The following is a 26,170-nucleotide window of genomic DNA, read 5'->3' as shown; positions in this document are numbered from 1 at the left end:
AAAATCGTTTTACATTAAAATGGTGAGATTTGAAAAGCTTTCATCTACAAAGCCCGATCTGCATGGTATTGTGGTGTTGTAGTTGATTTTTTAAACAAACAAAACGGTTCATGGCCGCTTGTTTTAGAAGCTAAATTTCTAATACAGCCCACCACATGATGATCACAATAATGGAGAACAACGATGAGCCAAGAGATAAAAAAATGCCCTGTAACGCATTTAACCACCGATGCAGGCGCACCTGTTGTAGATAACCAAAATAGTATGACTGCGGGCGCACGTGGCCCACTCCTTACTCAAGATTTATGGCTCAATGAAAAGTTGGCAAACTTTGTACGTGAAGTAATTCCTGAGCGTCGTATGCATGCCAAAGGTTCAGGTGCGTTTGGTACGTTTACGGTCACGCACGACATCAGCCAATATACCCGTGCCAAAATTTTCTCTGAAGTTGGCAAAAAAACTGAAATGTTTGCTCGTTTCTCTACCGTTGCAGGTGAGCGTGGCGCTGCCGATGCAGAACGTGACATTCGTGGTTTTGCTTTAAAATTCTATACTGAAGAAGGCAACTGGGATTTAGTCGGTAACAACACACCAGTGTTCTTTTTCCGCGACCCACGTCAATTCCCTGACCTGAATAAAGCGGTAAAGCGTGACCCACGCACCAACCTGCGTAATGCGACCAATAACTGGGATTTCTGGACTTTGCTGCCAGAAGCACTGCACCAAGTCACCATTGTGATGTCGGATCGTGGTATTCCTGTGGGTTATCGTCACATGCATGGTTTTGGTAGCCACACCTATAGTTTTATTAATGCCAATAATGAGCGTTTCTGGGTGAAATTCCACTTCCGCACTCAACAAGGCATTCAAAACCTGACCGATGCAGAAGCAGCAGAATTGATTGGTCGTGACCGTGAAAGCAGCCAGACTGACCTTTACAATGCCATTGAACGCGGTGATTTCCCGAAATGGACGCTGTTCGTGCAAATCATGCCTGAACTGGATGCAGAAAAAGTCCCTTATCACCCATTTGACCTCACCAAAGTTTGGCCGAAAGGTGATTATCCACTGATTGAAGTGGGTGAATTTGAACTGAACCGTAACCCTGAAAACTACTTCCAAGATGTTGAACAGGCTGCCTTTGCACCAAGCAACCTTGTACCAGGAATTAGCTACTCGCCAGATCGCATGTTACAAGCGCGTTTGGTCAACTATGCCGATGCTGCACGTTACCGTGTTGGTGTGAACCATACACAAATTCCAGTGAATGCTGCACGCTGCCCTGTGCACTCAAACCGTCGTGATGGTCAGGGTCGTATGGATGGCAACTATGGCAGCTTGCCACACTATGAACCAAACAGCTTCCATCAATGGCAAGAGCAACCACAATACCGCGAACCACCGCTAAAAATTCGTGGCGATGCAGATTTCTGGGATTATCGTGAAGATGATAGCAACTATTTTAGCCAGCCGCGTGCCTTGTTCAATTTAATGAACCCTGAGCAAAAACAAGCACTGTTTGATAACACGGCACGTGCGATGGGTGATGCTTTAGACTTTATTAAGTATCGTCATATTCGTAACTGTTATGCATGTGACCCTGCTTATGGCGAAGGCGTTGCAGCAGCTTTAGGCATGACCGTTGCCGATGCGCAAGCAGCACGTGCCAGTGACCCTGCACTTGGTCAGCCTGGCGTACTGTAATCTTTGTAGTTAAAGATCAAGTCAGTCTAAACAGCAAGACTTTAAACACCAAAACAAAGCCCCTATTTCGATAGGGGCTTTGTGTTCTATATCTATCATTGCCACTTTTCAGTAGCGTGAAAAGTAGCGTGTCACTTTTATTTAAGGTCAAGTTTTTAAAAGATTAAACAATTAATTTCTTACCCTCACGAATACAATAAAACGGATTTATCAGTTTAGAAGAACGCTTCATGGCTTGATGCAAATCTGCCTCAGGCTGATCACGTCCTTCATCAGTCAATTCAAAGGTTCGATAGTGAATTGCCAATGAACATTTGGAATGTAAGTCTTTATGTGCCTGAAAAGCATCTTCAGGATTCATGTGCATATAACGCATTAAATTGCGGGGTTCATAAGCACCAATCGGCAAAAGTGCCACGCGCGGTGCGCCAATGCGGGTTTGGATTTCTTTAAAGTGTGGCGAGTAACCTGTATCGCCCGCAAAGAAGCAATGATCTTGCCCATGCAAAATAGAAAAACCGCCCCATAACGCCATGTTCTGATCACGTGCGCCACGCCCTGAACCATGTTGTGCAGGGGTGTAGACAATTTTCACTTCTTTAAATAAAGCCGATTGCCACCAGTCCATTTCAATCACATGCAAATCAGGCGGCAAATACCAAGCATTGCCCAAACCTGTATAAATAGGCATGGCAAATTGATGATTCAGCCATTTTAAGGTGGCTAAATCCATGTGGTCATAATGGTTATGGCTCAAGAAGACGGCATGAATGGTCGGTAAATCTTCCAGTGCAATCCCTGCAGGACAGGCACGTTTAGGCCCTCGCCCCTGTTTCGGACTGGCATGCTCTGCCCAGACTGGATCGGTTAAAAAGTTATACGGTCCAATTTGAATCAGCACCGTTGCATGCCCCACAAACCAAACTTGCCAATCATCCAAACTGGCGTGTGGACGTAATTGTGGCAAAGCACTTGGCGCTGTAAAAAATTGCTGTGCTTCTTGTTGCGGATTGACATTCCAACTGTTCGATTTGCGTTTTAGCAACCATTTCAATAAATCAGTTTGGCTGCGCCCCTCAGGACACGCAATCGGATTAAAAAACTGCGCTCCATCATAATGATTTGAAGGCAAAAACTGCAGCTTGGGTTTACGCCAAGTATGCGACCAACAGGCTTCCGTTGGCAGTTGAAAATGCTTTTGTTCCACGTTGTTCATGTAAGCCCAATAATATATAGCGCATCTACCATGATGCTTTTTATCCTGATCTGTTCAGAAAAAAACACAGCTTTGGTTCATGTGTTGACTCTATCACGCATAGTAGCGAAATCAAGCAGGCAATTTCCTTTATGTTTTTGTTGTTTTGAGAAAAAAGTCGTATCGACAGCGGGTTAATGATCGGAAATTTACACCTCAGATAAACGAGGCTTTAGAAAAACCTAAACACGGGTATAGCAATGCGGGCTTAGCGTTTAGCAAAATATTGTTCGCGCCATTCTTTCCAGAAATACATCACAATCCCGAACATCACCACGGCAATGCCAATAAACGCATTCATGCTGATGTGTTCATTATTTAAGGTCGCACCTAAAATTAACGCGATGATGGGAGTCATCACATTACTTAAAGATACGGTTGAGGCATTTAAACGACGAATCAGCCAGAAATAACACAGCATGGCGACAATAGACGACATGATCATGGTAAATACAAAACCAATCATGGCTTGGCTGCTTGGCATTTGAGTCGGGAAATGCGACCAAATAAAGGGAATTAATAACAATGACCCTGCCGATGATACCAATAAAGAACCTGTGGCTTGTGACATCGGCTTTAAAGGAGCATTGATTTGTTTGACCCAAAAAATTGAGCTGATATAGGACAGCATACTGATAAACATCAACACCACGCCCCATGGATTCACTTTGCTGTCGGCAGAGTCTGCAAAGACAAAGCTGAGTCCTGCAATCGCAATTGCCATCCCTGTCCACTGTAAGGCAATCAATTTTTGCGTGCGTAAAATCACATGACCAATCAAGCCTGCGATTAAAGGAGAAAAACCAAAAATCAGTGCCATTAAGCCTGAAGTTAAATAATTGGCGGCCAAGTAAATAAATAGCTGTGCACCAATTAAATTCAGACTACCCGCCAAATAGCTTTTCATTGAGGTGTGATCAAAAGGCAGTGGATCGCGCATGAGTTTAAGCACGCACAGCGCAATCACGGAAGCCCCAAAGTAGCGGATAATCAAAACCCACATTGGATGAATTTCCTGCACACTCCAGACAATCGCCAATGGCGTGGTCGCCCAGATGAGTACCAATAAGGCATAAATACTGGCGGTTACCACAACAGGAGATGTATTCGTATTCATCGCTTGCTCAACATAAAATGGACACTTTTCTTCGGCAGATAAAAAACAGACCCAAGTTGCCTCAGGTCTGTTTTTCATCAGTTCAAGCTTACTTCACCAATTTGCGAAGCTCTTGGCTCACATCTAAATATTTGTCTGCTTCAAAAGCAGCTTGTTTAGCAATCAGCTTTTTCAAGTGACGCATATCTTTGACTGAGTTGACGGTAATTCCGCCGACAATCACGCCATCGGTCACACCAAACAATACGAATGAAGACTCACTGCGTTTGGAAGCATCCATCTCACCACGCACATGCCATTCTGCTGCTGACATATCTCCTACAAATTGGTAGTTAATGTCGAGTTGATCAGTCCAGAACCAAGCGGGATTGGCTACAGGATGTTCAACGCCCATCACATGACGCGCGAAGATACCTGCTTGCAGGTTAGCATTTTCCCAAGTTTCTACACGACGATGATTGCCACATTCACGCAGTTGTGATGCGACATCGCCCGCAGCATAAATGTCTGGGTTTGAGGTTTGACAGTTTTCATTCACATGCACGGCAAAGTCTGCATCTAAGCCTGCTTCAACTGCCAGTTGTGCGTTTGGAATAATCCCAATACCGTAAATCACCGCATCGGCACGTAGTTCTTCGCCACCTTCTAGGGTCACGACAATTTCTTCACCATCTAGCTTGCAATCTGCAATTTGCGTAGATAGACGTACATCAACTCCTGCCAATAACTGCTGTTGCAGTAAAAACTCACTCAAGATGAGTGGTGATGAACGTCCCATCACCATTGGTCCCATTTCAATGACAGTTACCTGACAGTCTTTAAAACGTGCAGAAGATGCCAACTCTAAACCAATCACACCACCACCAATTAAGATGATGCGACGACCCGCTTGTAATACAGGGACTAAGGCTTGCGAGTCTTCAAGATTACGCAACGTGTAAACGTGTTTACCTAAGGCATCAAAATTTGGCAAGCGACGTGCAGCACCGCCTGTGGCAAGCAACAACTTGTCGTAGGCAATGACCTCACCATTTTGCAATTCAACCGTATGTGCTTCGGCATTGATTTTGCTCACGCCATTGCCACGAATAGTGGTCACACCTAGTTCTGCCAATTTTTCTTCCGACAGAATCTCGATTTTGGTTTCTTTAGGACGCAAAATCACATCTTTAGACAACGGTGGACGCTCATAAGGCAAATGTGTTTCATCGCCAATTAAGATGATGTTGCCTGCATATTGATTGCCGCGCAGCTCAAGAATGGCGCTCGCCCCTGCCTGACCTGCACCCACAATCACAATTGTTTCTACACTCATGGGCTTAACCTTTTAACTCGGCAGATACGATGCCAAAGCCCGCAATCCACTCACTAATATCTTCATAGCAATGCGTGGTCATTTCATACGCACCCAGTTCATCTAACGCAGCAAAAGCAGCCATCCACGAACGGACTTCCTGACCACCACGACCACCATCTCGACGAATTTCAGCTTCGGTCATGGCTTCCATAGCTGCAAAGTCTGCCTGTTTGAATTTTTCAAGCAAGGCAATATCCCACTCAGGGCTGAGCGGCACAGCCACAGAGGTATCGCCTGCGGCAAGTTTCTGACCGACTGCAATCACTTTGGCCTGACGCGCATGACGTGCTTCAGGGTTCGGATTACGACCTGCAATTAAAAATTCTTCAACTTCTGGCGGTACTGAACCCATTTGTGGTGTTGGTGGATCGTGTGAAAGACCACCTGTACCCAAGACCAAAACGCGCTCATTTTCAAGATTCAACGACTTGATGAATTGACCCACAGCACGACCTAAAGCAATAGTACGCTTGGTGGTTGGCATCGGTGCTGCAGCGCCATTAATAAATACGGGAATGGTTGGATAACGATCTAGCTGCCCCTCACACAAAAAGTGTAATGGCTGAGTCACCCCATGGTCGGCCTGCATACGATACGAATATGCAACATCTACACCTTCATCCAACACACGGCGCACCATTGCCAAGGCTTTGTCTTCAGGCACATCAATACGGTTGTTGTCTTTGCCGTAGTCCCAGTCACCCGCAGCCGTAGCACGAATACCGACACAGAAACTTGGCATCAAATCGTAAAAGAAACCGTTGAAATGGTCTGGACCAAAGGTAATGATCAGGGTTGGATCGTATGCTTTGACTTCGGCAGAAAGTTGCTCAAAGGCAGCACGAACTTTTTGTTCTTTAGATTGATCTTGCGGTGTTGCAAATTCCATTAAAGGACTGTGCGATGCACAAATGAGTTTAACGGCCATGAAAGACTCCTAAATAAGGAAGGCAGCCCAGAGAAAGGCTGCCGATTCGTCTATTGAATTTAGACTCAATTTTATTCGTCAAAAAAACCTGCACGTGGTTGACGCAAACCACGAATACCCAAACCACATTCTGCATTGATCAGAACGCCAGTCAGCGCACGGTTATTTTGACGCGATGCCAAGAGCACATACGAACCAGTCATGTCTTCTGGCTCAGGCAAGAAATTCAGCGGCATACCGCGTGCAATTTTTTCAGGATCACGTGCATCGAGTAAGCCTAGGTTTTCCTGACCTAAAGATGCTGCGCCCTTAATATTGACATTCATCGCTGAAGGCGCAACAGCATTGACACGTACTTTAGGTGCCAACTCATAAGCCAACTCTTTCATGATGCCAACACCTGCATGTTTAGATGCAGTGTAAACAGGACCACCGCCTGAAGAATACAGCGCAGAATTGGATAAGGTTAAGATGATAGAACCTTCAGATTTCACCAACTCATCCAGTGCTGCTTTTGCCCCCAAGATTAACGCCTTGGTATTGATGCCCATGATTTCATCAAAGGCTTTTTCAAGCTGCTCACCAGAAGTATTGACGATATCTGCGTAGTGATCCCAAATCCCTGCATTGCCAATAAAGCAATCCAGCTTTCCAAAACGCTCCACAGTGGCCTGCACAGCACGGACATTGTCTGCATAGTTGGCAACATCACCAGCGACTGCCACAATTTGATCACCAAAACGCTCTTTCAAGGCATCAACTTTAGATTGTGAACGCTGCAACACGCCCACATGCGCACCTTCTTCAAGAAAGCGCTCAACTAAAGCCCAACCTAAACCAGAACCGCCACCTGTAATCAGTGCCACTTCGCCTTTTAGCCAACCCATGCTTACTCTCCTGCCATTTCTACATATAACGCGCCGTCTTCAACCACCACAGGGAAAGTTTGAATCGGGTCGGTAGCTGGCAAGCATAATGCTTGACCAGTCTTTAAACAGAAACGTGCAGAATGCAGTGGGCATTCAACTGTGCCATCATCTTCAAGATAACCTTCAGACATTGAGGCATTGCCATGTGAACAACGGTCATTCATGGCAAAGAACTCACCACCGTTGTTGAATACTGCCAGTGCTTCGATACCGTTCACACCGCAGTCCACTTTTAACGCTTCGCCTTCGTCTAATTCGTCAACTTGGCAAACAAAGATTTTATTCATTAGAAGAATACACTCAGGTTGTGTGAGTTATAGGTTACTTGGTCAAGCACAATCTTACGGTTGAAGATCTGGAAGCCTAAGCCACCTTCAACACGACGGATTTTGTCATGGCGCTTACCACAGTAAATGGTCACGTCTTTCTCTTTTTGAGTACGGTACAACAAGTAAGTTACGTGTACGTCGTATTCGCCTTCGATCTCTGTCGCTTCAACAATCACGTTGCTAACCATGTGCGTTGTGCGTGACGGAGGTTCTTCAGCCCATGCCATACCTGTTTCCAGACGTGCAACACGACGCTCAAGCAAGTGTTTGTTGTCGTTGAACACCCAAGTTGTAGGTGGTTCAACTGAACGACGACGGTCACGGGTTTGCGCATTTGGTGTGGTACGCAAGGTATAAGAAATGTCTTCTGCCATGAGGTCTAACCACTCACGGAATTTCCAGTCGTCTAGCAATTTTGCTTCGCGATACAAGAATTGGCTTACTTCATGTTGAAGTTCTAAACTGATTTGACTCATTTCATTAGCTCCTTCTCGTATTCGTCTGCTGCTTTTTCAACGTCTTCCCATTTTTCATGGATCAGCAAGTCTGCCCAACGGCGGTACATACCACGTGCTGCAGTTTCAGAGAAAATGTAGTTGGTGATTCCTGGAATACCATCTTCACGTACTTTTTCGTTGCCTTTACCCATTTCTACAATTAGCTTGTTTTGACGTGCTTTATAGCCGCGCAATACTTTTTGAATTTCAATCCAGTTCTCAGAGTCATCTTGCTCTAAGAAACCTGCAGGACCGAAAGCACGTGTTGCAGAACGCTCAAATGCTTCTTTCACGTCTTGAGGTGCTTCAGCATCGGCAATACAGAATGCCCATACTTCAGTTTTGTTTGGCCCACGTGGATGCCATACGCGCAGTGTTGCAGTACCGTTCAGCCAAGACAGTGTTGGGAACATGGTGTTGTGACCTGCAAGACGTAAGGCACGTACTTCGCCTAAACGCTCTTTCACTTCTTCGTAAGTTTCACGGAAATAGTTGGCAACTTCACCGTCAACCCATACGTTTGCATCTGGTTTTTCTGTAAAGAAGAAACCTGAACCGTGACCACGTGAACCATACTGAATCGCATCTTTGGCAGTTTCCCAAACAGGACGAGCTGTTTGCGCTACACCTAATTGTTTGCTGCTGTCATCATCTGGTTTTGCACCAAGTACCTGAATCGCAGAGGCGTGTGAGAACAAAGCGTGATATTGGTCAGAAGCAAACTGTTCTGCAGCAAATTTCCAGTTACAGTCAATTTCCCACTTGTGTACGCCACCAATAATTTCAGTACCACCCGGACGACGGTCAATCACGCCATCTAAGTACCAAGCGATGTCGCCCATATATTCTTCTAGGTCTGGAGTGGTTTCATCCCAGCAACCAAAGATCAAGCCTTTGTAAGACTTCACGCGGTTCACTTCCACCAAGCCCCATTGCTCTTTACAAGCACCTTGTGGATACGCACGTTCTTCTAAAGGAATATCTTTGAGTGAACCATCAATACCGTAAGACCAACCGTGATATGGGCAAGTAAATGCACGGGTATTACCACAGTCTGCAAAGCTCACACGCATAGAACGGTGACGGCACTGGTTTAAAAATGCTTTGATTGAACCGTCTTTTTGACGTGCCACAATAATTGGATCTTCACCCATGTAGGTGTTGAAGAAGTCGCCAGCTTTAGGAATTTGGCTTTCATGACACAGGAACAACCACGTACGGCCGAACACACGTTCAAGTTCTAATTCGTAGATATCTGGATCTGTATAAATAGATGGAGTGATACGTCCATTTTGTGCATCGACCAAAGCGTCGATTTCGCGCACATCAATTTTTCCACTCATGAAAAGCTCTCCTGTGACCAACAACGGCACAAAGTAAATAGACTCAACTTTTGATGGATAATGGTTTTTTAGGGACGTTTAGTGAAATATTTTTTTTGTTTCAATTAATAGTTTTTATAGATTAATCCAACATTATATTTTGCATTTAAATCGTTGCATAATGATGAAACCCTATTTACTTCGTGAATGACACAATAATTCTCACCGAATAGTTGTTTATAGATCATTCTTTTATTAATCTATAATTAGACATATTTTGAATTAATCTTTGGAATGGTTGTATGGAATTACGTCACCTTCGCTACTTCATTACCGTTGCTGAAGAACTCAACTTCAGTAAAGCCGCACTTAAACTTTATACGGCTCAACCTTCGCTGAGTCAGCAAATTAAAGATTTAGAAGAAGATGTCGGCGTTAAGCTACTCAACCGTACCAAACGTAAAGTCGAGCTAACCGAAGAAGGTGCTGTATTTTTAGAACAGGCGCGTCTGACTTTGGCGCAAGCCGACAAAGCGGTTGCCATGGCACGTCAGGTGTCACAAGCCAAACAGAAAATGCTGCGTATTGGCTTTGTTCCTGTGGCAGAAATGAAAATTTTCCCTTTTGTACTGCCTAATTTACGAGTACAAAACCCAGAATTAAAAATTGAATTGCTAAGTTTGAACAACACTGAGCAAATGAAAATGATTAAAAAAGGTGAACTCGATATCACCTTTACCCGCCACAATATCAACAGTGATGAAATTGAGAGCCAGTTTGTACTGCGTGAACCGTTAATTTTTATTTTGCCCAAAGATCATCCGTTAGCAAAATACGAACGCATTCCTGTCAAAGCATTGAATGGTATTGATTTTATTATTCCTTCGGCAGAAGCTTCGTATAATCTGCATCACCTGATTGTCGATTTTGCCAAACAGCACAACATTGAACTAAACATTGTGCAAAAAGCTGACAACATTTTATTTAATATCAACTCGATTGGTATGGGCTTGGGTTGCACCATTTTACCGGGCTATGTTGCTCCGCTAACCATGGAAAATACCGTCATCCGTCCACTTGATGTAGAACTTCCACATTTAGATTTATACGTCAGCTACGGCAAAAACAGCCATTCCGCTGCGGTACAGAAATTTATGGAACTGCTCACACGTGTGTTCTATTTGGACATCAACCGCGAACAATAATTCTAAAACCACTCGCGTTTTTCAACCTTTCAAAAGTGCTTGCTGCTTGATGTAGTAAGCACTTTTTTGTGCATCCTAAATGCTAAAACACAGCTTTAGACTTAAGTCTAAACTTATTTTTTTAATCTTTTTCTGAACTACTGCTCATTCTTACACTCAAACATTCGCATTTTTGCAGTCTGCTTTTTCCTCGCTTCGCTACCACATTTCCTGCAAATTACAACTTAAGTCTAATAAGTTAAAATAGGCACCCCATCGCTATTTTCTAAAATTAAGCCGATGATAACAGGCAGTAACACCTTTAGATTGCACATCCAGAAAGGATCAAGAATGATAAAAACACCCTTCAGCAGAATGAAAACAGGGATTCAATATCGTCCTTATTTTTTTATCAGTTTTGTGATTACCATTGTGCTGTATGCTATTTTTCAGACCCTCACTGCATGGTCATGGTCAAGCTGTTTATTGATTAGCTGGAATATCGCGATTTCCTGCTATTTGGTTTTAACCATGCGCAGTTTGTGGCACAGCGATCATGCACATATTTTACAACGTGCCCAACAACAAGATGCCAGCAAATGGCTGATTTTATTCTTGGTATTTCTAACCTTAGTGATGTGCTTTATTGCGATCATTGTCGAGGTGAATTTATTTGCACAAAGTGAGTTTGTGCGCATGGGACATTTTATTTTATCCATTACCACTATTTTATGTGCTTGGTTTTTTATGCACACCATTTTTGCGATTCACTATGCGCATGACTATTATTTGGCACTGCAACAGCAGCAAGAAGGTGGTTTGGATTTTCCCAAGACGTCGCATCCAACCTATCCTGACTTTTTATATTTCAGCTATGTGATTGGTACATCTGCACAAACCGCCGATGTCTCGATTAGCTCACAACCCATGCGGGTACTGAACACGCTACATATTATTTTGGCTTATAGCTTTAATACCACTATTTTGGCAATTTGCATTAACTTGGTCGCGAGCTTTATTCAGCACTAAATTGGGTACATAAAACATCCATAAAAAAGGATGGCAAATTGCCATCCTTTTTTACCTCACTGCGCTTAATTTACGCCACGTGCAGTTAAGTAGTTTTTAATCACAGTGTTAAATTCTTCCGCTTTTTCAACCTGTGACCAGTGACCACATTGGCTGAAAATGTGTGCATCGGCATGTGGCACAATATTTAAAATATCCCATGTACGCGATACTGGAATCACCACATCTTGCGTACCGTGAATCAGCAATACAGGCACAGTGATGTCTTTCATTTTGTCAAAGTCGAGTGGGAACTCGAAACGGTCACGGTCACGCGCGCCCACAACATCCATTAAACGGTCTGAAGCATAGTCATTTTTTGCAGAAGCAAAACGGACTTTGACCAACTCATCTGTAATCAAGTCTTTATTTACCACGAACATTGAAAGCGTCTTTTTAATGCCTTCTTCAGTCAATACAGGATTTGCATGCGCTTTGAGGGCTGCAGTCTGTTTTGCACCGCCTGTACCCATTGAGATAATACCAAGAACACGCTCTGGGTAATCCAATGCCAACTGGAATGCCAACCAGCCACCCAACGAGTTACCCACCAACCAAGTTTTTTCAATGCCCAATGCATCTAAAGTACGTACAGCATGATCTACCCATGCACGGATGCCATATTGTGTGCCCGGTGCAACCACAGTTTGACCATAGCCGATGGTATCAATGGCGATACAACGTGCTTGCTCACCAATTTGTGGCAAGTTTAACCACCAGTTTGCAGCAGCCGATACGCCTGTACCTGAACCGTGTAAAAATAGAATAGGTGTACCTTCACCCACTTCATGATAATGCGTTAATTCGCCTTCTGCTGTTTCAATCCATTTATCTTCTAAGCCAAAGAATGGATCTGTTGTATAGTCAGGGATTTGAACAGTGCTCATATATACTCCTCGTACAGTCTTTAGCTTGCGTTTGGCTCTAGGTATAGAATTTGACGTCAAGTGGACTCATTCAACATTACTTTTTACAGGCTTATATTACCTGTTCACACAGCATCAACTGATACAAATTTACGATCACAACCCATAAAAAAACGATTAAACAACTCTTTGAATTTTATAACTTTAATAAAATAAAAGTCTTAATTTATATAAGGTATTTATTCAGTAAATATTAAAAAAAGAGCGACTATAAAAAGCCGCTCTGATTTTTATCTAGCTTTAGAATTTATAAGTGTAAGTCGTGGCGATACGGTGTTCTTCTAAGTCATTCGCAAAGTTAAAATTGGTATCGATGAACATATAATTAAAGCCTAAACCTTTAAGCTTACCTTCTGGCACAACATAGTTCACAATGACGTTATTTTCGTTTTCTTTACCTTCTGGCTTGCCTGCGCCCAGATCGATATTGTCACCGCGGAAATGACGTACTGTCGCTGTTAAACCAGGAACACCCACATCAGCAAAATTATAGGTATAACCCAAACTCCAAGAACGCTCATCTTTACGAATGAAGCTCGCCACAGACCAGTTGTCTAAGTAAGGCTGCGGCACCCACCCACCCAAGGTCGGGAACATTGGGGCTTTTGTACCGTGCTCACCAAACATTTGTTGATAACCTAACTGTACAGTGTGCATCCCATTGTTGATTTTTGCACCCGCAGACACGGCCTGGCTGTCAATATTGCCATACAGCTTGCCACCCGATTCGCTGTTGTCAAAATAGCGTACATGGGTATCCAGCTTAGTTTTTTCAGCCAAAGTCGTTTTATAGTTTGCAGCGACATAATGTTGTTGATAGATGTTGGTTACATCCGCATACCAATAACTTCCACCTACTTTAGGGGTAAATTGATGATCTACTCCCACAAGATACATGCCATCGTCTGTGCTTAATTTATTCGCTTCAGCAGCAGAAAAATTATTTTGAGGGAACAACGTAAAATCTTGGTATTGGTTATCATAACGTGCATTAATACCGTCTAAATAAGCTAAAGTTAATTTAGTATCTTTTAAATCCTTTGATTCTAACCATGCACCGCTATAAGTCGTTAACAATTGACGCGATGGGTCAAAAAACACCACAGGTGACATTGGTAATAAGTCACCTACTTTTAATTCAGTTTCAGAAAATTTAACTTTTAGAGTTGCACCGACCTTACCAAAATGATCTTTTGACTCTTTACCATCATGCGGCAAAACCCAGTCTGCATTTTTATCACGACCATTGAGTTTTACTGCGTGTTGAACCAGAAGATCAGCACCCACCTGAATTACGCCTAAATCGTGATAACCCGATTTAGCATCCAAGGTGACTGCTTGTGACCATGAACCAAAGTTCCCCGCAGGGTTGTCTTTAATTTGACGATCTAAATAAAAATTCTTAAATTTAAGTTGAACATTGCTGTCGTCAATAAAATCTGCCTGAGTTGCAGTTGTCCCTAAAGTTGCTGTCGCAGCAAAAAGTGCTATCCATAAATTGTGACGATGCATGCGTTTTTCCTATTCATCCAATAAGCGAATCTGGGCATCATGCAAAACTCTTGTCATGAAAAAAATCCGACCACAGTATTAAGCTTTTCTACAAATTCAGCACTTTCTGTATCGAGCAGCTTTTTTCCAAGTTTTTTAATTCTTTTTAACGATAAAAAATTAAGCTCAAAATCCTCACTAAATGAATTTTTATTTGAATTCACTGCTTAATTTAGGTGAAAAACGCTGTTATTTTTTGCATCATGTGAAGGATTAATCTTTTTTAACTTTAAACCCATGTGTTAGCGTTATTTTCTATAAACCGAACTTATAAGAAAAACATTTTAATCAGCACAAAATTCAGCACGTTTTACATCTTTCACAGCATAAAAAAGCACCCCAAACGCATTTGGAGTGCTTAATTCAAGCCTGCTTTATATTAAAAACTTAGGCTTGCATTTCACGTGCTTTAGACATAGTCAATGCCAAGTCTTCAATCATATCTTCCTGACCGCCCACCGTACCGCGACGACCAAGCTCAAGTAGAATTTCACGCGCAGATACTCCATATTTTGCTTCGGCACGTTTTGCGAACAATAGGAACGATGAGTAAACACCTGCATAACCTAAAGTTGCTGCATCACGGTCTGCACGAATTTGATGCGTCATCATTGGAATGATCAAGTCTTCAGCAATATCCTGCACTTTAAACAAGTCCACACCTGTTTCCATTTGCATACGGTTTGCGACCGCTACAAACAATTCAAGTGGTGTATTACCTGCGCCTGCACCTAAACCAGCCGAAGCCAAGTCAACACGGGTTGCACCTGCGGTCACAGCCGATACAGAGTTCGCAACGCCCATGCCCAAGTTATGGTGACCATGGAAACCAATTTCGATGTCTGAGCCGAGGTTGGCACGTAAAATACCTACGCGATCAGTCACATCTTGAGGCAACATATAGCCTGCAGAATCTGTTACATAGATACAGTTTGCACCGTAAGACACCATTTTTTGTGCTTCTTCGAGCAATTTTTCAGGAGAAGCCATGTGCGCCATCATCAAGAAGCCCACAGTATCCATACCCAGTTTACGTGCTGCAGTAATGTGCTGTTCAGAAACGTCTGCTTCAGTCGAATGTGTCGCCACACGAATGGTTGCCACACCTACATCATGCGCCATTTTCAGATGATCAACTGTTCCAATACCTGGCAATAACAGTGCAGAAACTTTTGCCTGTTTCAGGTTTGGAATCACTGCTTTCAGATATTCTTCATCAGTAGCGGCTGCAAAACCATAGTTCACAGAGTTACCACCTAAGCCATCACCGTGTGTGACTTCAATTAAAGGCACACCTGCATCATCCAAAGCAGTGGCAATCGCAACCATTTGCTCTGGCGTGGTTTGATGGCGCATTGGGTGCATACCATCACGTAAAGTCATATCATTAATAATAATCTTAGACATTTTGGTATTCCTTAAGCTTCAGCAGTTTTGAAAACGTGTTCTGCAAACATTTCTGCAGTACGTGCAGCCGCTGCAGTCATAATGTCTAGGTTACCTGCATATTTAGGCAAGTAATCACCCAAACCTTCAACTTCCAAGAAAATTGAAACACGGTTGCCATCAAAAACAGGGCCGTTTACAAGTTTGTAACCCGGTACATATTTTTGCACTTCTTTAATCATGGCATGCACAGATGCTGTAATCGCTGCCTGATCTGGCTCACCTTCCACTAAGCAGTGAACGGTATCACGCATCATTAAAGGTGGCTCAGCTGGGTTAATGATGATGATGGCTTTACCTTGTTTTGCACCGCCAACTTCTTCAATCGCGCCTGCAGTGGTACGGGTAAATTCATCAATGTTTTTACGTGTACCCGGCCCCACAGATTTAGTTGATACCGTTGCAATAATTTCACCGTATTCCACAGGTTGAACGCGAGAAACTGCAGCCACCATAGGAATTGTTGCCTGACCACCACAAGTCACCATGTTGACGTTTGGCACTTCGCCCGCTTCAAGCAATGCTTCAAGGTTCACTGGCGGTACGCAGAATGGGCCAATTGCCGCAGGCGTTAAGTCAATCATCAACACGCCAAGCTCATTCAGTTTGCGGCTATTTTCTGCATGCACATAAGCAGAAGTTGCATCAAAAGCAATTTTAATGTCATCTTCAAGTACGTGAGGAAGAAGACCATCTACACCGTCACTTGTGGTTTTTAAACCCATTTTTGCCGCACGAGCTAGACCTTCAGAGGTTGGGTCAATTCCCACCATCCACACAGGCTCTAACCATTCACTGCGTTGTAATTTATAAAGCAAATCTGTACCAATATTACCTGGACCGATCATTGCACATTTAATCTTTTTCATGCATGTACTCTCTTAGAATCTCGATTTATTCCGCAGCAAACGCAGCTGTCACTGAACCAAAGCCTTCAATTTCGACTTTAAATTCTTCACCTGGCTGTGCAACAACCATAGGACCTAAAGCACCAGTTAAGATGATGTCGCCTTTTAACAATGGACGACCACGGCACACCATTTCATCGGCCAACCACACGGCAGCGTTTAATGGATTTGCTAAACAAGCTTTACCCACGCCTTGAGAAACTACTTCTTCACCACGGGTCATCACCATTTTGCAGTTCACCAAATCCAGATTTTCTAGCTTGACTGGTTTTGAACCTAAAACGAATGCAGCAGAAGATGCGTTATCGGCTACGGTATCAATCAAACTGATTTTCCAGTTTTCAATACGGCTATCGACTACTTCAATGGCAGGCAAGGCATATTCAGTCGCGCTGATAATGTCCGCATACGTGTGTTTTTCTTTGGTTAGGTCTTGGTTAATCACCAATGCAATTTCTGCTTCTACTTTTGGCTGAATCAGCAAACCTGCAGGAATCGCTTCACCATCACCATAAGCCATATCGGCAAACAACATGCCAAAGTCAGGCTGATCTACACCCAGTTGTGCTTGAACCACTTTAGAGGTCAAACCAATTTTACGCCCCACCAAACGACGACCTTCTTTTAAGGCACGTTCGGTATTCACTTCTTGAACGGCATAGGCAATATCTACGTCAGCACTTTCACCACCAAGTTCTGGGCGGATTGGCGCAATCGCAGTTTGAGAGAGTTCGGCAGTACGTAATGCTTGCGCAACTGATTCAACAACAGCAGAATTCGACATCAATGTTTCCTTAAACTGCAAAAATTGGGCATATACCCCGAGGTGTTGGAAAGGTAATAATAGAAAATAGGGATGATGACCCCGATCTTGTCCATTTTCAGGACAAGCTATCCAGCTCAGAGGTATGTAAACTGATTAAGAATCGGAAAAATGGCGGGTTTATGCCAATACTTATTTTCTTTTTTTCAATAGCTATTAGCTATTAATCTATTTTTATAAAAAGCAAGCAAAACAGTTGTCTGTAGGCTATGACATTATTTTCCGAGTCATTGACTCGGCAATTCGCAGCAATCTTAAAATGTCTTAATCCTAACTTTAGACTAAAAGCTAAGCCTTTTTATGACGCTCCCAAAAGTACATAAAAAAAGAGCAACCTGAAATTTTTCAAGTTACTCTAATTTCAAATTCATCTAAATTGTTTTACTGGGTTTAACTCGCCTGACGTAAACGATATTGCTGCACTAAAAAATCATGCAAACTCGGCACATCATCTGCAATGGTTAAAGGCTGATAACGCTGCAACACCTCTACACTATGCACGCCATAACTCACGCCTACACGCGGCATAGCAATATTTTGTGCCATTTCTAAATCGTAAGAAGTGTCACCCACCATAATCGCTTGCCCGACCTGCACATCGGTACTGCTCAAAATTTCCTGCAGCATTAAAGGATCAGGTTTAGATTTGGTTTCACTTGCAGCACGTGTCGCCACAAACAAATCCTGACTTTGGGTTTGCGCCAACACTCGGTCTAAACCTTTACGGCTTTTGCCTGTTGCCACTGCCAATTTCAGTCCCAAACCTGACAACTCATCGAGCATATCTGCCACACCCTCAAACCAAGCATCGGTTTTTGAGTGTTCGACATAGTGTTCTGAATAGCACTGCAAAATCGCTTGATGCAGCTCTGGCACTTCAGAAAATAAACGCTGTGCCACTTCAGGCAAACCCAAACCAATAATACTTTTAGCCGCAGCATCGGTCAGGGGTTGCTGAAATTGTTGTGCTGCGAACTGCAAACTCGCCACAATTTGACCGACGGAATTAAATAAGGTGCCATCCCAATCAAAAATGATGAGTTCTACAGGTTTGTTCATATTAGATTCCTAGATTTGATTCGGCTTTTAAATTCCCTCGCTTTACCTTAACTCAAAAGGATAAACGACCAAGAATCAGCACATATATCACAACAAATATTCGATACGCGAAGGGCGACATGGATGTCGCCGTTTCGCTGTGGCACAGAGATGTTCCATCAGCGAAACAAAAGTTTTTTGTTACTTTTCATCTTTGAAAAGTAAGGCATAGCCTATACACCAAAAATTTAAATTAAAAACTTTAAAATGTGGCAGTGAATTACCCCTGAAAACCTCATCTCCTTGTTGCGAAACAATGTTCCTCATCTTTAAAAAGAAGCAAGCTGCTATCGCACAACAGAGAGTTACAAAAATTAAAACTCAGGTGGCGCCGTCGGCTTATCCGCCTTTTGCGCTCTCAACTGCGCCACCAAACTCTGCATATCTTCAGGTAAAGGCGCTTCAATCACAGGATAGCCTGGAATTTCCAAACGCATGGCATGTAAGCACAAACGACGTGGCGCAGGACCCCGATATTCAGTTTGATGACCATATTTATCATCACCCACCAACGGATGCCCAATGCTTAAACCATGCACACGAATTTGATGGGTACGTCCTGACAACGGCGAAGCATATACCAAGCTTGCATGCATAAAACGCTCAGCCACATTCCACTGGGTTTTAGACTCTTTACCTTCTTTAGATACACGTACACGACGTTCGCCATTCGCCAATTCATAACGATGCAACGGCGCATCAATCAATTGTTGATCCAAACTCACCTGCCCTTTGACAATCGCAGCATAAGTTTTTTGGATTTTATGTTCGCGCAATAAATCTTGCAGGGTTTTTAAGGTACTGCGTTTTTTGGAAATCATCACCAAGCCTGAAGTATCACGGTCAATACGGTGAATCAATTCCAAATATTTTTTACCTGTCGCAGCACGTAAGCCTTCAATCAACCCGTAGGCAACGCCACTGCCGCCATGGACTGCAATGCCCGAAGGTTTATTCACCACCATCAAGCCTTCATCTTCATAAACCACACGGCTCAATAAACCCTGTGCCACCTTGTCTGAAATTGGAGCAGCACTGTCGTCTTTTTGTTCATAGCGAATCGGCGCCACACGAATTTGATCGCCAATATTCAGTTTGGTTTCTGCTTTAATGCGCTTTTTATTGACCCGCACCTGCCCTTCACGAATCAAACGATAGATGCGACTTTTAGGCACCCCTTTTAAACGACTAAACAAAAAATTATCGATGCGTTGACCCGCTTGATGCTCATCCACTTCAAACCAAGTGACACTTTGCCATTGTTGGGTAGAATTCATACAGTTAAGAGACCTAATAAAATACTAAAATTGATTAAAAACTGATCATTTAGGCTATGCTTTACACAAGAAACATAAGCTTAGCCCATAGGCAGATGATGCAAGGTTTGATATAGTCAGCGCACGGAAACCATCGTCAGTGGGTTCACGTTGAATCTTTTCAGGTTTTTCTGAAATAGAGCAATCAACCAACATCCCACTACATACGAGCAGGTCCCAAAAGAATTATGCCGACGCCGAAGGCTTATTATATCGGCAAAAAAGCAAACTGTTGCGTTTAATTGTACCTCAGGTACATAAATCAGTTTGCCTGAAAAAATATGTCGCCAACTCTAGTTGGTTTTTAAACGTAAACTGATACACATCAGATTAGTCGCACCCTGAAAACCACTTCAGGCTAAAGCGTTTGATGTATTGGATCTGCACAATTTGTAAAGATACGACGATAATTCCGTATCAAGACACTCTATCTATGAAAGAAGAGATGATCTTCGAGCAATGTGACAGTGAAAGTTACACACATCCAATACACCGCTCGTCCGCCAGTGAAGCGATCAGGTGACTTTATCCGTTTAAAGGTTAAAGCCGTATTGCCATCATCAATACGTGAATCATACACCGCAGCCCCACACAAAAAGGCCGGTAAAAAAAACTCAGACCACAATTGGTTTTTTTGAGATCTGAGCAGTTGATCCGTGATGCTTGATGTTCGCTACGTGTCTAGCGATTTTTTGCTGTGTATCACTATTAGGTGTTACACCCATGAAACGTATGTTGATTAATGCAACACATGCCGAAGAAATTCGCGTTGCACTTGTCACTGGTCAGCGTCTTTACGATTTCGATTTAGAAAATCGTACCCGTGAACAAAAAAAATCGAATATCTACAAAGGTCATGTGACCCGTGTAGAACCTTCTTTAGAAGCCGTATTTGTTGAATACGGTGCAGGTCGCCAAGGCTTCCTGTCGATGCGTGAAATCGCAAACTCTTATTACAAAGCCGACCCTCGCCAAACTTCTAATATTCGTGAACTGATCACTGAAGGCACTGAGCTTTTGGTACAGGTAGAAAAAGAAGAACGTGGCAACAAAGGTGCTGCGCTCTCTACCTTCATTTCTTTGGCTGGTCGTTATTTAGTGCTTATGCCAAATAACCCGAAAGGTGGCGGTATCAGTCGTCAAATTTCAGGTTCTGTGCGTGAAGAACTCAAAGAAATGTTGGCATCTTTAAACGTGCCACGCGGCATGAGCGTGATTGTACGTACTGCGGGCATTGGTCGTTCACAAGAAGAATTACAGCTTGATTTACAACACTTGCTTGACCTTTGGGCGCAAATTCAAAACACCGCAAGCTCTGGCCCATCGCCAATGTTGGTACACCAAGAAGCAGGTGTGGTGACACGTGCGATTCGTGACTACTTACGTGATGATGTTGCCGAAATTTTAATTGACTCAGAACAAGCTTATAACGAAGCCTATAACTTCGTAAAAGCCGTGATGCCACGTCAATTAGACAAGCTAAAAACCTATACTTTAAATGAGCCGCTATTCGCGCATTTTGGCATCGAAAGCCAAATTCAAACAGCTTATGAGCGTGAAGTGAAATTGCCTTCAGGCGGCTCAATTGTCATTGACCAAACTGAAGCATTAGTTTCAATTGACATCAACTCGGCTAAGTCTACCCGTGGTCAAGATGTTGAAGATACTGCGCTTAATACCAACCTTGAAGCTGCCGAAGAAATTGCGCGTCAATTGCGTTTACGCGACATCGGTGGTTTGGTGGTCATCGACTTTATCGACATGACCAAAGACCGCAACCAACGTATGGTTGAAGCCAAACTTCGTGAAGCAACACAAAGTGACCGCGCACGTATTCAATTTGGTCAATTATCACGTTTTGGTTTAATGGAAATGAGTCGTCAGCGCTTACGTCCATCACTTGAAGAAGCGACTGGTTACGTTTGCCCACGCTGTCACGGTACAGGCATGGTACGTGACCTACGCTCTCTTTCACTTTCAATTATGCGTAAAGTGGAAGAAATTGCCCTGCGTGAACGTCATGGTGAAGTTCAAGTCGAAGTACCTGTTGAAATTGCAGCATTCTTACTGAATGAAAAACGTCACAGTCTGGTTTACCTTGAGCAAACTTCAAATGTGCGTGTGACTGTATTACCTCACCCACACTTAGAAACCCCGCATTACGAAATTTCGTATAATCCTGAAGGCTTTGCACCAACCAGCTATGAACGTACTGAAGCAACTCGTTCAAGCGAAAAAGAGTTGGGTTATGAATCTTCTGAATGGCATTTAGAAGAAGCCGATCAATCGCACAGCCACGCTGCTGCACCTGCGGCAGAAAAAACTTCTGCAAGAAAACCACAAGCAGCACAGCAAAATAAAGCATCTGCACAACAGCAGCTTGCACCTGCGGCAGCCACAACAGCTGCAAGCCCATGTGCATGGTTAGAAAACCTGTTTGTTCAAAAGCAAGCCAGCACCATTGATCAAGCACGTAGTGCCAACAATGCGGCGGCAGCCATTGAGCAAATGGTAAATAGCGGTGCCGTGAGCCGTGGTCAGTTTGGTCAAATTGCAACTGCATCTGCTGCCCCTGCTGCAAGCAGTCAAAATGTATACCTTACACCATCGACAGTGGCACAAAAAACTGAACGTGACTCTGCAGAGAAATCTGCTGAACGTGAAGACAAACCGGCTCCGCGTCACAACAACAAAAAGCCGCGTCATAGCAACAACAATAACAACAAGCACAAAGAGCAACGTGAGCCACAAACTCAGCACGACAATCAACAACATCAAGTGCATGAAGAAGTGGTTCAGATGTCGCGTCAGGAGCAACGTCAGGAAGCGCGTGAAAACAAACGCAATTCTCGTCGTCAGCACAGCAATGACCAAGCACCGCAGCAGCAAGAAGCTCAAAATAACAATGAGCAGCAAAATGCCGTGCCACGTCGTGACCGTCGTAACCAGCCTCGTCCAGAACGCCCAAATCGTCACCGCGACCCAAGCGTATTGAATGAGCAAGCACCTACCGCAGTGGCTTCTAATCAGCCGAAAGTGGACTTAATTGATGCACCGCGTCAAGAGTTCAACACGACGGCTTTGGTGGTGAATGTCGATCAGGCTCAAACTGAAATTGTGGCATTGAATGCTGCGCCAGTAGCGGCTGAACCAGTGACAGCAGTAGAAGCAACTGTGCTTGAAACGGTTACTGAACCAACTCAAGCTGTTGCAGTGGTAGAAGCTGCAGCCGTTGTTGCAGAAGAAACAGCTGCACCTGCGGAAGCTCAAGCACAACCGACTGCGCCTGCAAAACGTGCCAGCAATGACCCGCGTCAGCGTCGTCGTCAGCAACGTGAAGGTCAAGCGCAGCAAGTAACTGCACCAAAGTTAACACCTTCACAGGTGCCAACTTTAGCGCAATACAGCATTGGTAGCCTGATTCGCCACGTATATGGCGAAGATTGTTCAGTTCTGATTGAACAGTTTGGTTTAATTCCAACGTTCAATCGTGCTTTGCAGAAGTTCACTGACGAGTATGCTGCAAGCCTTGTTAGCACTGCGCCTGTGGCAGAGAAAAAACCTGTCACTCGTGATGTGGAAGTTGCCAAAGCTGCTCCTGAAGCTGAGCCTGCACCTGTGTTAGACCTAACACCACCAAAACCAGTGTCAGATAAGCGTGTTGCCAACGATCCGCGTGAGCGTCGTCGTTTAGCCAAACAAGCTGCTGAGCAAGCATTGGAACAAGCCAAGCAAGCACAGGCAGTAGAAAAAGCTGAAGCGGAAAGCACACCTGCAGCAGAGCCAACGACTGAAGTTGTGGCAGCTACAGAAGGATCTGTAGAAGCAAGTTCTACGGTAGAAACGTCTGCAACAGTAAGCACTGAAGTCGAAGCAACTACAGAAGTAAACCCTGAAGCAGTGGCTACAACTGAAGCTACTCAGCCTGAGTTGAACGCGCAAGACGACCTTGCACAAGCTGTCACTGAAACTGCAGCAGCGCAAGAAGAAACTGCCGTTGAAGTGGTCGCACCTGTACAAGCGGAATTGGCTGTAGACGACCCAGTCGAAACTGCTGAATCTGAACAGGACAAAGCAGAGAAAGAGAAAACTGCGCGTCCGCGTCGTCCACGTGGCCGTCCACCTAAAAAAGTAACTCCGCCAACTGAGTCGTAATTCGCACTTTTGCAGCGGAATAAAAAAATCCAGTCATTTTAATGGCTGGATTTTTTTTGCTACTTTAGAGCCAACGCGGTGCTGACTTAAATTTAAGCGAGCTAATTTGAACTTAGGTGTTTTTGATTTTTAACAGCTTTTCTAAAAACACCTAACAAAGCTGAAAAATTAGGTTGATTGCACTAGGACTTAGGGATTACAAAACAACAAGACGTGATGCTGTGCAGATGCAACGGATGATGACAAAAACAGGATTCTTATGAACCAGATGACAAAAAGCGATTTAATTGGCTTAACGGATGTTGCGGCAAAAATTCCGCAGTTTATGACTAAAGTGCCTCACCTGATCACAGGGTTAAAGCAAGCCTATTTACGCACACCCAACACGCCTGCAGGCTTAGGTCTAGCATTTGAAAAAGCCGTGCATCGTAACCCGCATGGCTGTGCACTAGTGTTTGAAGATCAGCAGTACAGCTATTTACAGCTCAATGCTTGGGCCAACCAAATTGCCCATTACTATTTAAGCATAGGTGCACGTAAAGGTGATGTCATTGCGGTGATGTTGGAAAATCGCCCTGAATTAATTGCCAGTGTCATTGGCTTAGCAAAAATTGGCGTTACCGTGGCTTTGGTCAATACCGCACAAGTTGCCAAAGTTTTGGCGCACAGCATCAATTTAGTCAAACCAATTGCCGTGATTGTGGGGGAAGAATGTCGTCAAGCCGTTGCCGATATTCGCCAAGAACTTGAGCTTACAGAAAATCGACTGTATTGGTTTGCAGATCAAAATACCCGTACCGATGCTGGCACTGCCCCTGAAGGTTTTCAAAATTTAGCGCAATGCATTGCATCATTCCCAAGCTTTAACCCTGCCACCACACAGTCAGTACAGGGCAAAGATGGGCTGTTTTATATCTATACCTCAGGTACAACAGGCTTACCTAAAGCGGTGATTTTCACCAATAGCCGTTGGACGTTGGCTTATGGTACCTATGGTCATGTCTTGGGTTTAAATCAGGATGATGTGATGTACTGCACTCTGCCGCTGTACCACGCCACAGGCATTGTGGTGTGCTGGTGTGGCGTAATTGCAGGCAGTGCCACCTTTGCCATCCGTAGAAAATACTCCACTTCATGCTTCTGGCAAGATGTACACAAATTCAATGCCTCTGCGATTGGCTATGTGGGCGAATTGTGCCGTTATTTAATGGATGCGCCTGCTTCTGATTTAGAGCGTGGGCATCGTGTGACCAAAATGATTGGCAATGGCATGCGTCCTAATATTTGGAGCAAATTCAAAACACGCTTTGGTGTTCAGGAAATTCTGGAACTGTATGCATCTAGCGAAGGCAACGTCGGTTTTAGCAACGTGTTTAACTTTGACAACACGGTTGGTTTTTCACCGACACCTTATGCGGTCATTCAGTTTGATAAAGAAAAAAATGAACCCGTACGCGATGCCAAAGGCAAATGCATGAAAGTCAAAAAAGGCGAAGTCGGCTTATTGATTGGAAAAATCACCCGTCGCTCACCGTTTGATGGCTACACCGACCCTGAAAAAAACAAGGCGGTGATGATGCAAAACGTGTTTAAACAAGGCGATGCCTATTTTAACACGGGCGATTTAGTCCGCGACATTGGCTTCCGTCACGCCCAGTTTGTTGATCGTTTAGGTGATACCTTCCGCTGGAAAGGTGAGAACGTATCCACCACAGAAGTAGAAAACATTGTCAGTGACTATGAAAAAATTGCTGAAGCTGTCGTGTATGGCGTTGAAATCCCACATACCAATGGTCGTGCAGGTATGGCTGCGATTACCTTAAACGAAGGCTGCCAGTTAGATGAACAAGACTTGCGTCAAATGCTGGTGGAGTTTAAAAAAGCAATGCCCGCTTATGCAGTACCCGTTTTTTTACGCATTCAAAAGCAAATGCAAACCACAGGTACATTTAAATATCAGAAGAACACCCTGAAAACTCAAGGTTTTGATTTAAAACAGTGTGATGAAAAAATTCTGGTGTTATTGCCAAACCAATCTGCTTATTGCGAGCTGACCCAAGAAATTTACGACAATATTCAACAGTATCAATATCGCTTCTAAGCCACTATGTTGCCTATTTTTTGATTAGATACGACAAATTTGTTGCATTTATAATCAAACATAGGCAACTTTTTTATTTTTTACTTGCGCTCGCTTCATATCTTGCTACAATACGCTCCATCAAACGAAGTGGTGCTTAAAACCCTCTGGTTTTTC

20 protein-coding genes are annotated in these 26,170 nt (G+C 43.7%); 5 read left to right on the top strand and 15 right to left on the bottom strand.

Translation table 11 applies throughout. From position 1 onward, the window contains the following. Window positions 1–183 precede the first annotated feature (183 nt). The gene (locus FTU09_RS10110) at window positions 184–1,704 is read left to right on the top strand and encodes a catalase (RefSeq protein ID WP_167845750.1); all 1,521 of its coding nucleotides are present in this window, start codon (window positions 184–186) and stop codon (window positions 1,702–1,704) included. 163 nt (window positions 1,705–1,867) lie between these two features. Here FTU09_RS10110 and FTU09_RS10105 read toward each other — a convergent pair whose 3' ends face one another. From FTU09_RS10105 to hcaE, 8 genes are all read right to left on the bottom strand, one after another. Continuing rightward, entirely contained in the window at window positions 1,868–2,920 is a 1,053-nt protein-coding gene (locus tag FTU09_RS10105; RefSeq protein ID WP_167845749.1) for an MBL fold metallo-hydrolase, read from the bottom strand. 247 nt (window positions 2,921–3,167) lie between these two features. Continuing rightward, on the bottom strand, window positions 3,168–4,076 hold the full coding sequence (locus FTU09_RS10100; RefSeq protein ID WP_096902690.1) for a DMT family transporter: 909 nt from the start codon (window positions 4,074–4,076) through the stop codon (window positions 3,168–3,170). Window positions 4,077–4,164: 88 nt separating this feature from the next. After that, on the bottom strand, window positions 4,165–5,391 hold the full coding sequence (hcaD, locus tag FTU09_RS10095; protein WP_180080205.1) for a 3-phenylpropionate/cinnamic acid dioxygenase ferredoxin--NAD(+) reductase subunit: 1,227 nt from the start codon (window positions 5,389–5,391) through the stop codon (window positions 4,165–4,167). A gap of 4 nt (window positions 5,392–5,395) precedes the next feature. Further along, a complete protein-coding gene (locus tag FTU09_RS10090) occupies window positions 5,396–6,361 on the bottom strand; it encodes a 3-carboxyethylcatechol 2,3-dioxygenase (protein WP_180080202.1) in 966 nt (321 codons plus the stop codon). Window positions 6,362–6,432: 71 nt separating this feature from the next. Next, window positions 6,433–7,248 carry a 3-phenylpropionate-dihydrodiol/cinnamic acid-dihydrodiol dehydrogenase gene (gene hcaB / locus FTU09_RS10085; protein ID WP_004976058.1) on the bottom strand — a complete coding sequence of 272 codons (816 nt, stop codon included), beginning with the start codon at window positions 7,246–7,248 and terminating at the stop codon, window positions 6,433–6,435. A 2-nt stretch (window positions 7,249–7,250) separates the two neighbouring features. Next, window positions 7,251–7,577 carry a 3-phenylpropionate/cinnamic acid dioxygenase ferredoxin subunit gene (gene hcaC / locus FTU09_RS10080; RefSeq protein WP_004976057.1) on the bottom strand — a complete coding sequence of 109 codons (327 nt, stop codon included), beginning with the start codon at window positions 7,575–7,577 and terminating at the stop codon, window positions 7,251–7,253. After that, a complete protein-coding gene (hcaF, locus tag FTU09_RS10075) occupies window positions 7,577–8,095 on the bottom strand; it encodes a 3-phenylpropionate/cinnamic acid dioxygenase subunit beta (protein WP_180080197.1) in 519 nt (172 codons plus the stop codon). The genes hcaC and hcaF overlap by 1 nt, the downstream gene beginning before the upstream one ends. Then, entirely contained in the window at window positions 8,092–9,459 is a 1,368-nt protein-coding gene (gene hcaE, locus FTU09_RS10070; RefSeq protein ID WP_180080194.1) for a 3-phenylpropionate/cinnamic acid dioxygenase subunit alpha, read from the bottom strand. The genes hcaF and hcaE overlap by 4 nt, the downstream gene beginning before the upstream one ends. A gap of 281 nt (window positions 9,460–9,740) precedes the next feature. On the opposite strand from hcaE, the gene hcaR reads away from it, so the two are divergent. Together hcaR and FTU09_RS10060 are read left to right on the top strand one after the other, a co-directional pair. Then, window positions 9,741–10,643, top strand: a complete 903-nt coding sequence (hcaR, locus tag FTU09_RS10065; protein WP_004976051.1) for a DNA-binding transcriptional regulator HcaR — start codon at window positions 9,741–9,743, stop codon at window positions 10,641–10,643. A gap of 330 nt (window positions 10,644–10,973) precedes the next feature. Further along, on the top strand, window positions 10,974–11,651 hold the full coding sequence (locus tag FTU09_RS10060) for a DUF1345 domain-containing protein (RefSeq protein WP_096901303.1): 678 nt from the start codon (window positions 10,974–10,976) through the stop codon (window positions 11,649–11,651). Window positions 11,652–11,716: 65 nt separating this feature from the next. Here FTU09_RS10060 and FTU09_RS10055 read toward each other — a convergent pair whose 3' ends face one another. From FTU09_RS10055 to FTU09_RS10025, 7 genes are all read right to left on the bottom strand, one after another. Then, window positions 11,717–12,577: an alpha/beta fold hydrolase gene (locus tag FTU09_RS10055; protein ID WP_004976044.1), complete on the bottom strand. Its 861-nt coding sequence runs from the start codon at window positions 12,575–12,577 to the stop codon at window positions 11,717–11,719. 279 nt (window positions 12,578–12,856) lie between these two features. Then, window positions 12,857–14,128, bottom strand: a complete 1,272-nt coding sequence (locus FTU09_RS10050; RefSeq protein WP_180080191.1) for an OprD family outer membrane porin — start codon at window positions 14,126–14,128, stop codon at window positions 12,857–12,859. 426 nt (window positions 14,129–14,554) lie between these two features. Then, window positions 14,555–15,574, bottom strand: a complete 1,020-nt coding sequence (gene dmpG, locus FTU09_RS10045; RefSeq protein ID WP_004976038.1) for a 4-hydroxy-2-oxovalerate aldolase — start codon at window positions 15,572–15,574, stop codon at window positions 14,555–14,557. An 11-nt stretch (window positions 15,575–15,585) separates the two neighbouring features. Next, complete coding sequence (locus FTU09_RS10040) at window positions 15,586–16,482, bottom strand: acetaldehyde dehydrogenase (acetylating) (RefSeq protein ID WP_004976037.1); 897 nt, start codon at window positions 16,480–16,482, stop codon at window positions 15,586–15,588. Between the two features lie 25 nt (window positions 16,483–16,507). Next, window positions 16,508–17,305, bottom strand: coding sequence for a 2-keto-4-pentenoate hydratase (locus FTU09_RS10035; RefSeq protein WP_180080188.1), 798 nt, complete (start codon window positions 17,303–17,305; stop codon window positions 16,508–16,510). 429 nt (window positions 17,306–17,734) lie between these two features. Further along, window positions 17,735–18,403 carry an HAD-IA family hydrolase gene (locus tag FTU09_RS10030; RefSeq protein ID WP_180080186.1) on the bottom strand — a complete coding sequence of 223 codons (669 nt, stop codon included), beginning with the start codon at window positions 18,401–18,403 and terminating at the stop codon, window positions 17,735–17,737. Window positions 18,404–18,756: 353 nt separating this feature from the next. Further along, entirely contained in the window at window positions 18,757–19,719 is a 963-nt protein-coding gene (locus FTU09_RS10025; RefSeq protein ID WP_154321085.1) for an RluA family pseudouridine synthase, read from the bottom strand. A gap of 762 nt (window positions 19,720–20,481) precedes the next feature. On the opposite strand from FTU09_RS10025, the gene FTU09_RS10020 reads away from it, so the two are divergent. Continuing rightward, window positions 20,482–23,913, top strand: coding sequence for an Rne/Rng family ribonuclease (locus FTU09_RS10020; RefSeq protein WP_180009112.1), 3,432 nt, complete (start codon window positions 20,482–20,484; stop codon window positions 23,911–23,913). Between the two features lie 259 nt (window positions 23,914–24,172). Next, window positions 24,173–26,014: a long-chain-acyl-CoA synthetase gene (locus FTU09_RS10015; RefSeq protein ID WP_096901309.1), complete on the top strand. Its 1,842-nt coding sequence runs from the start codon at window positions 24,173–24,175 to the stop codon at window positions 26,012–26,014. Window positions 26,015–26,170 lie beyond the last annotated feature (156 nt).

Origin of the sequence: Acinetobacter sp. YH12058, from assembly GCF_013419805.1 — a bacterium.
In the GTDB taxonomy this organism is placed as follows: Bacteria; Pseudomonadota; Gammaproteobacteria; order Pseudomonadales; family Moraxellaceae; genus Acinetobacter; species Acinetobacter towneri.
The sequence above is the reverse complement of the archived record's forward strand: the minus strand, read 5'-3'. Positions and strand labels throughout refer to the sequence as shown.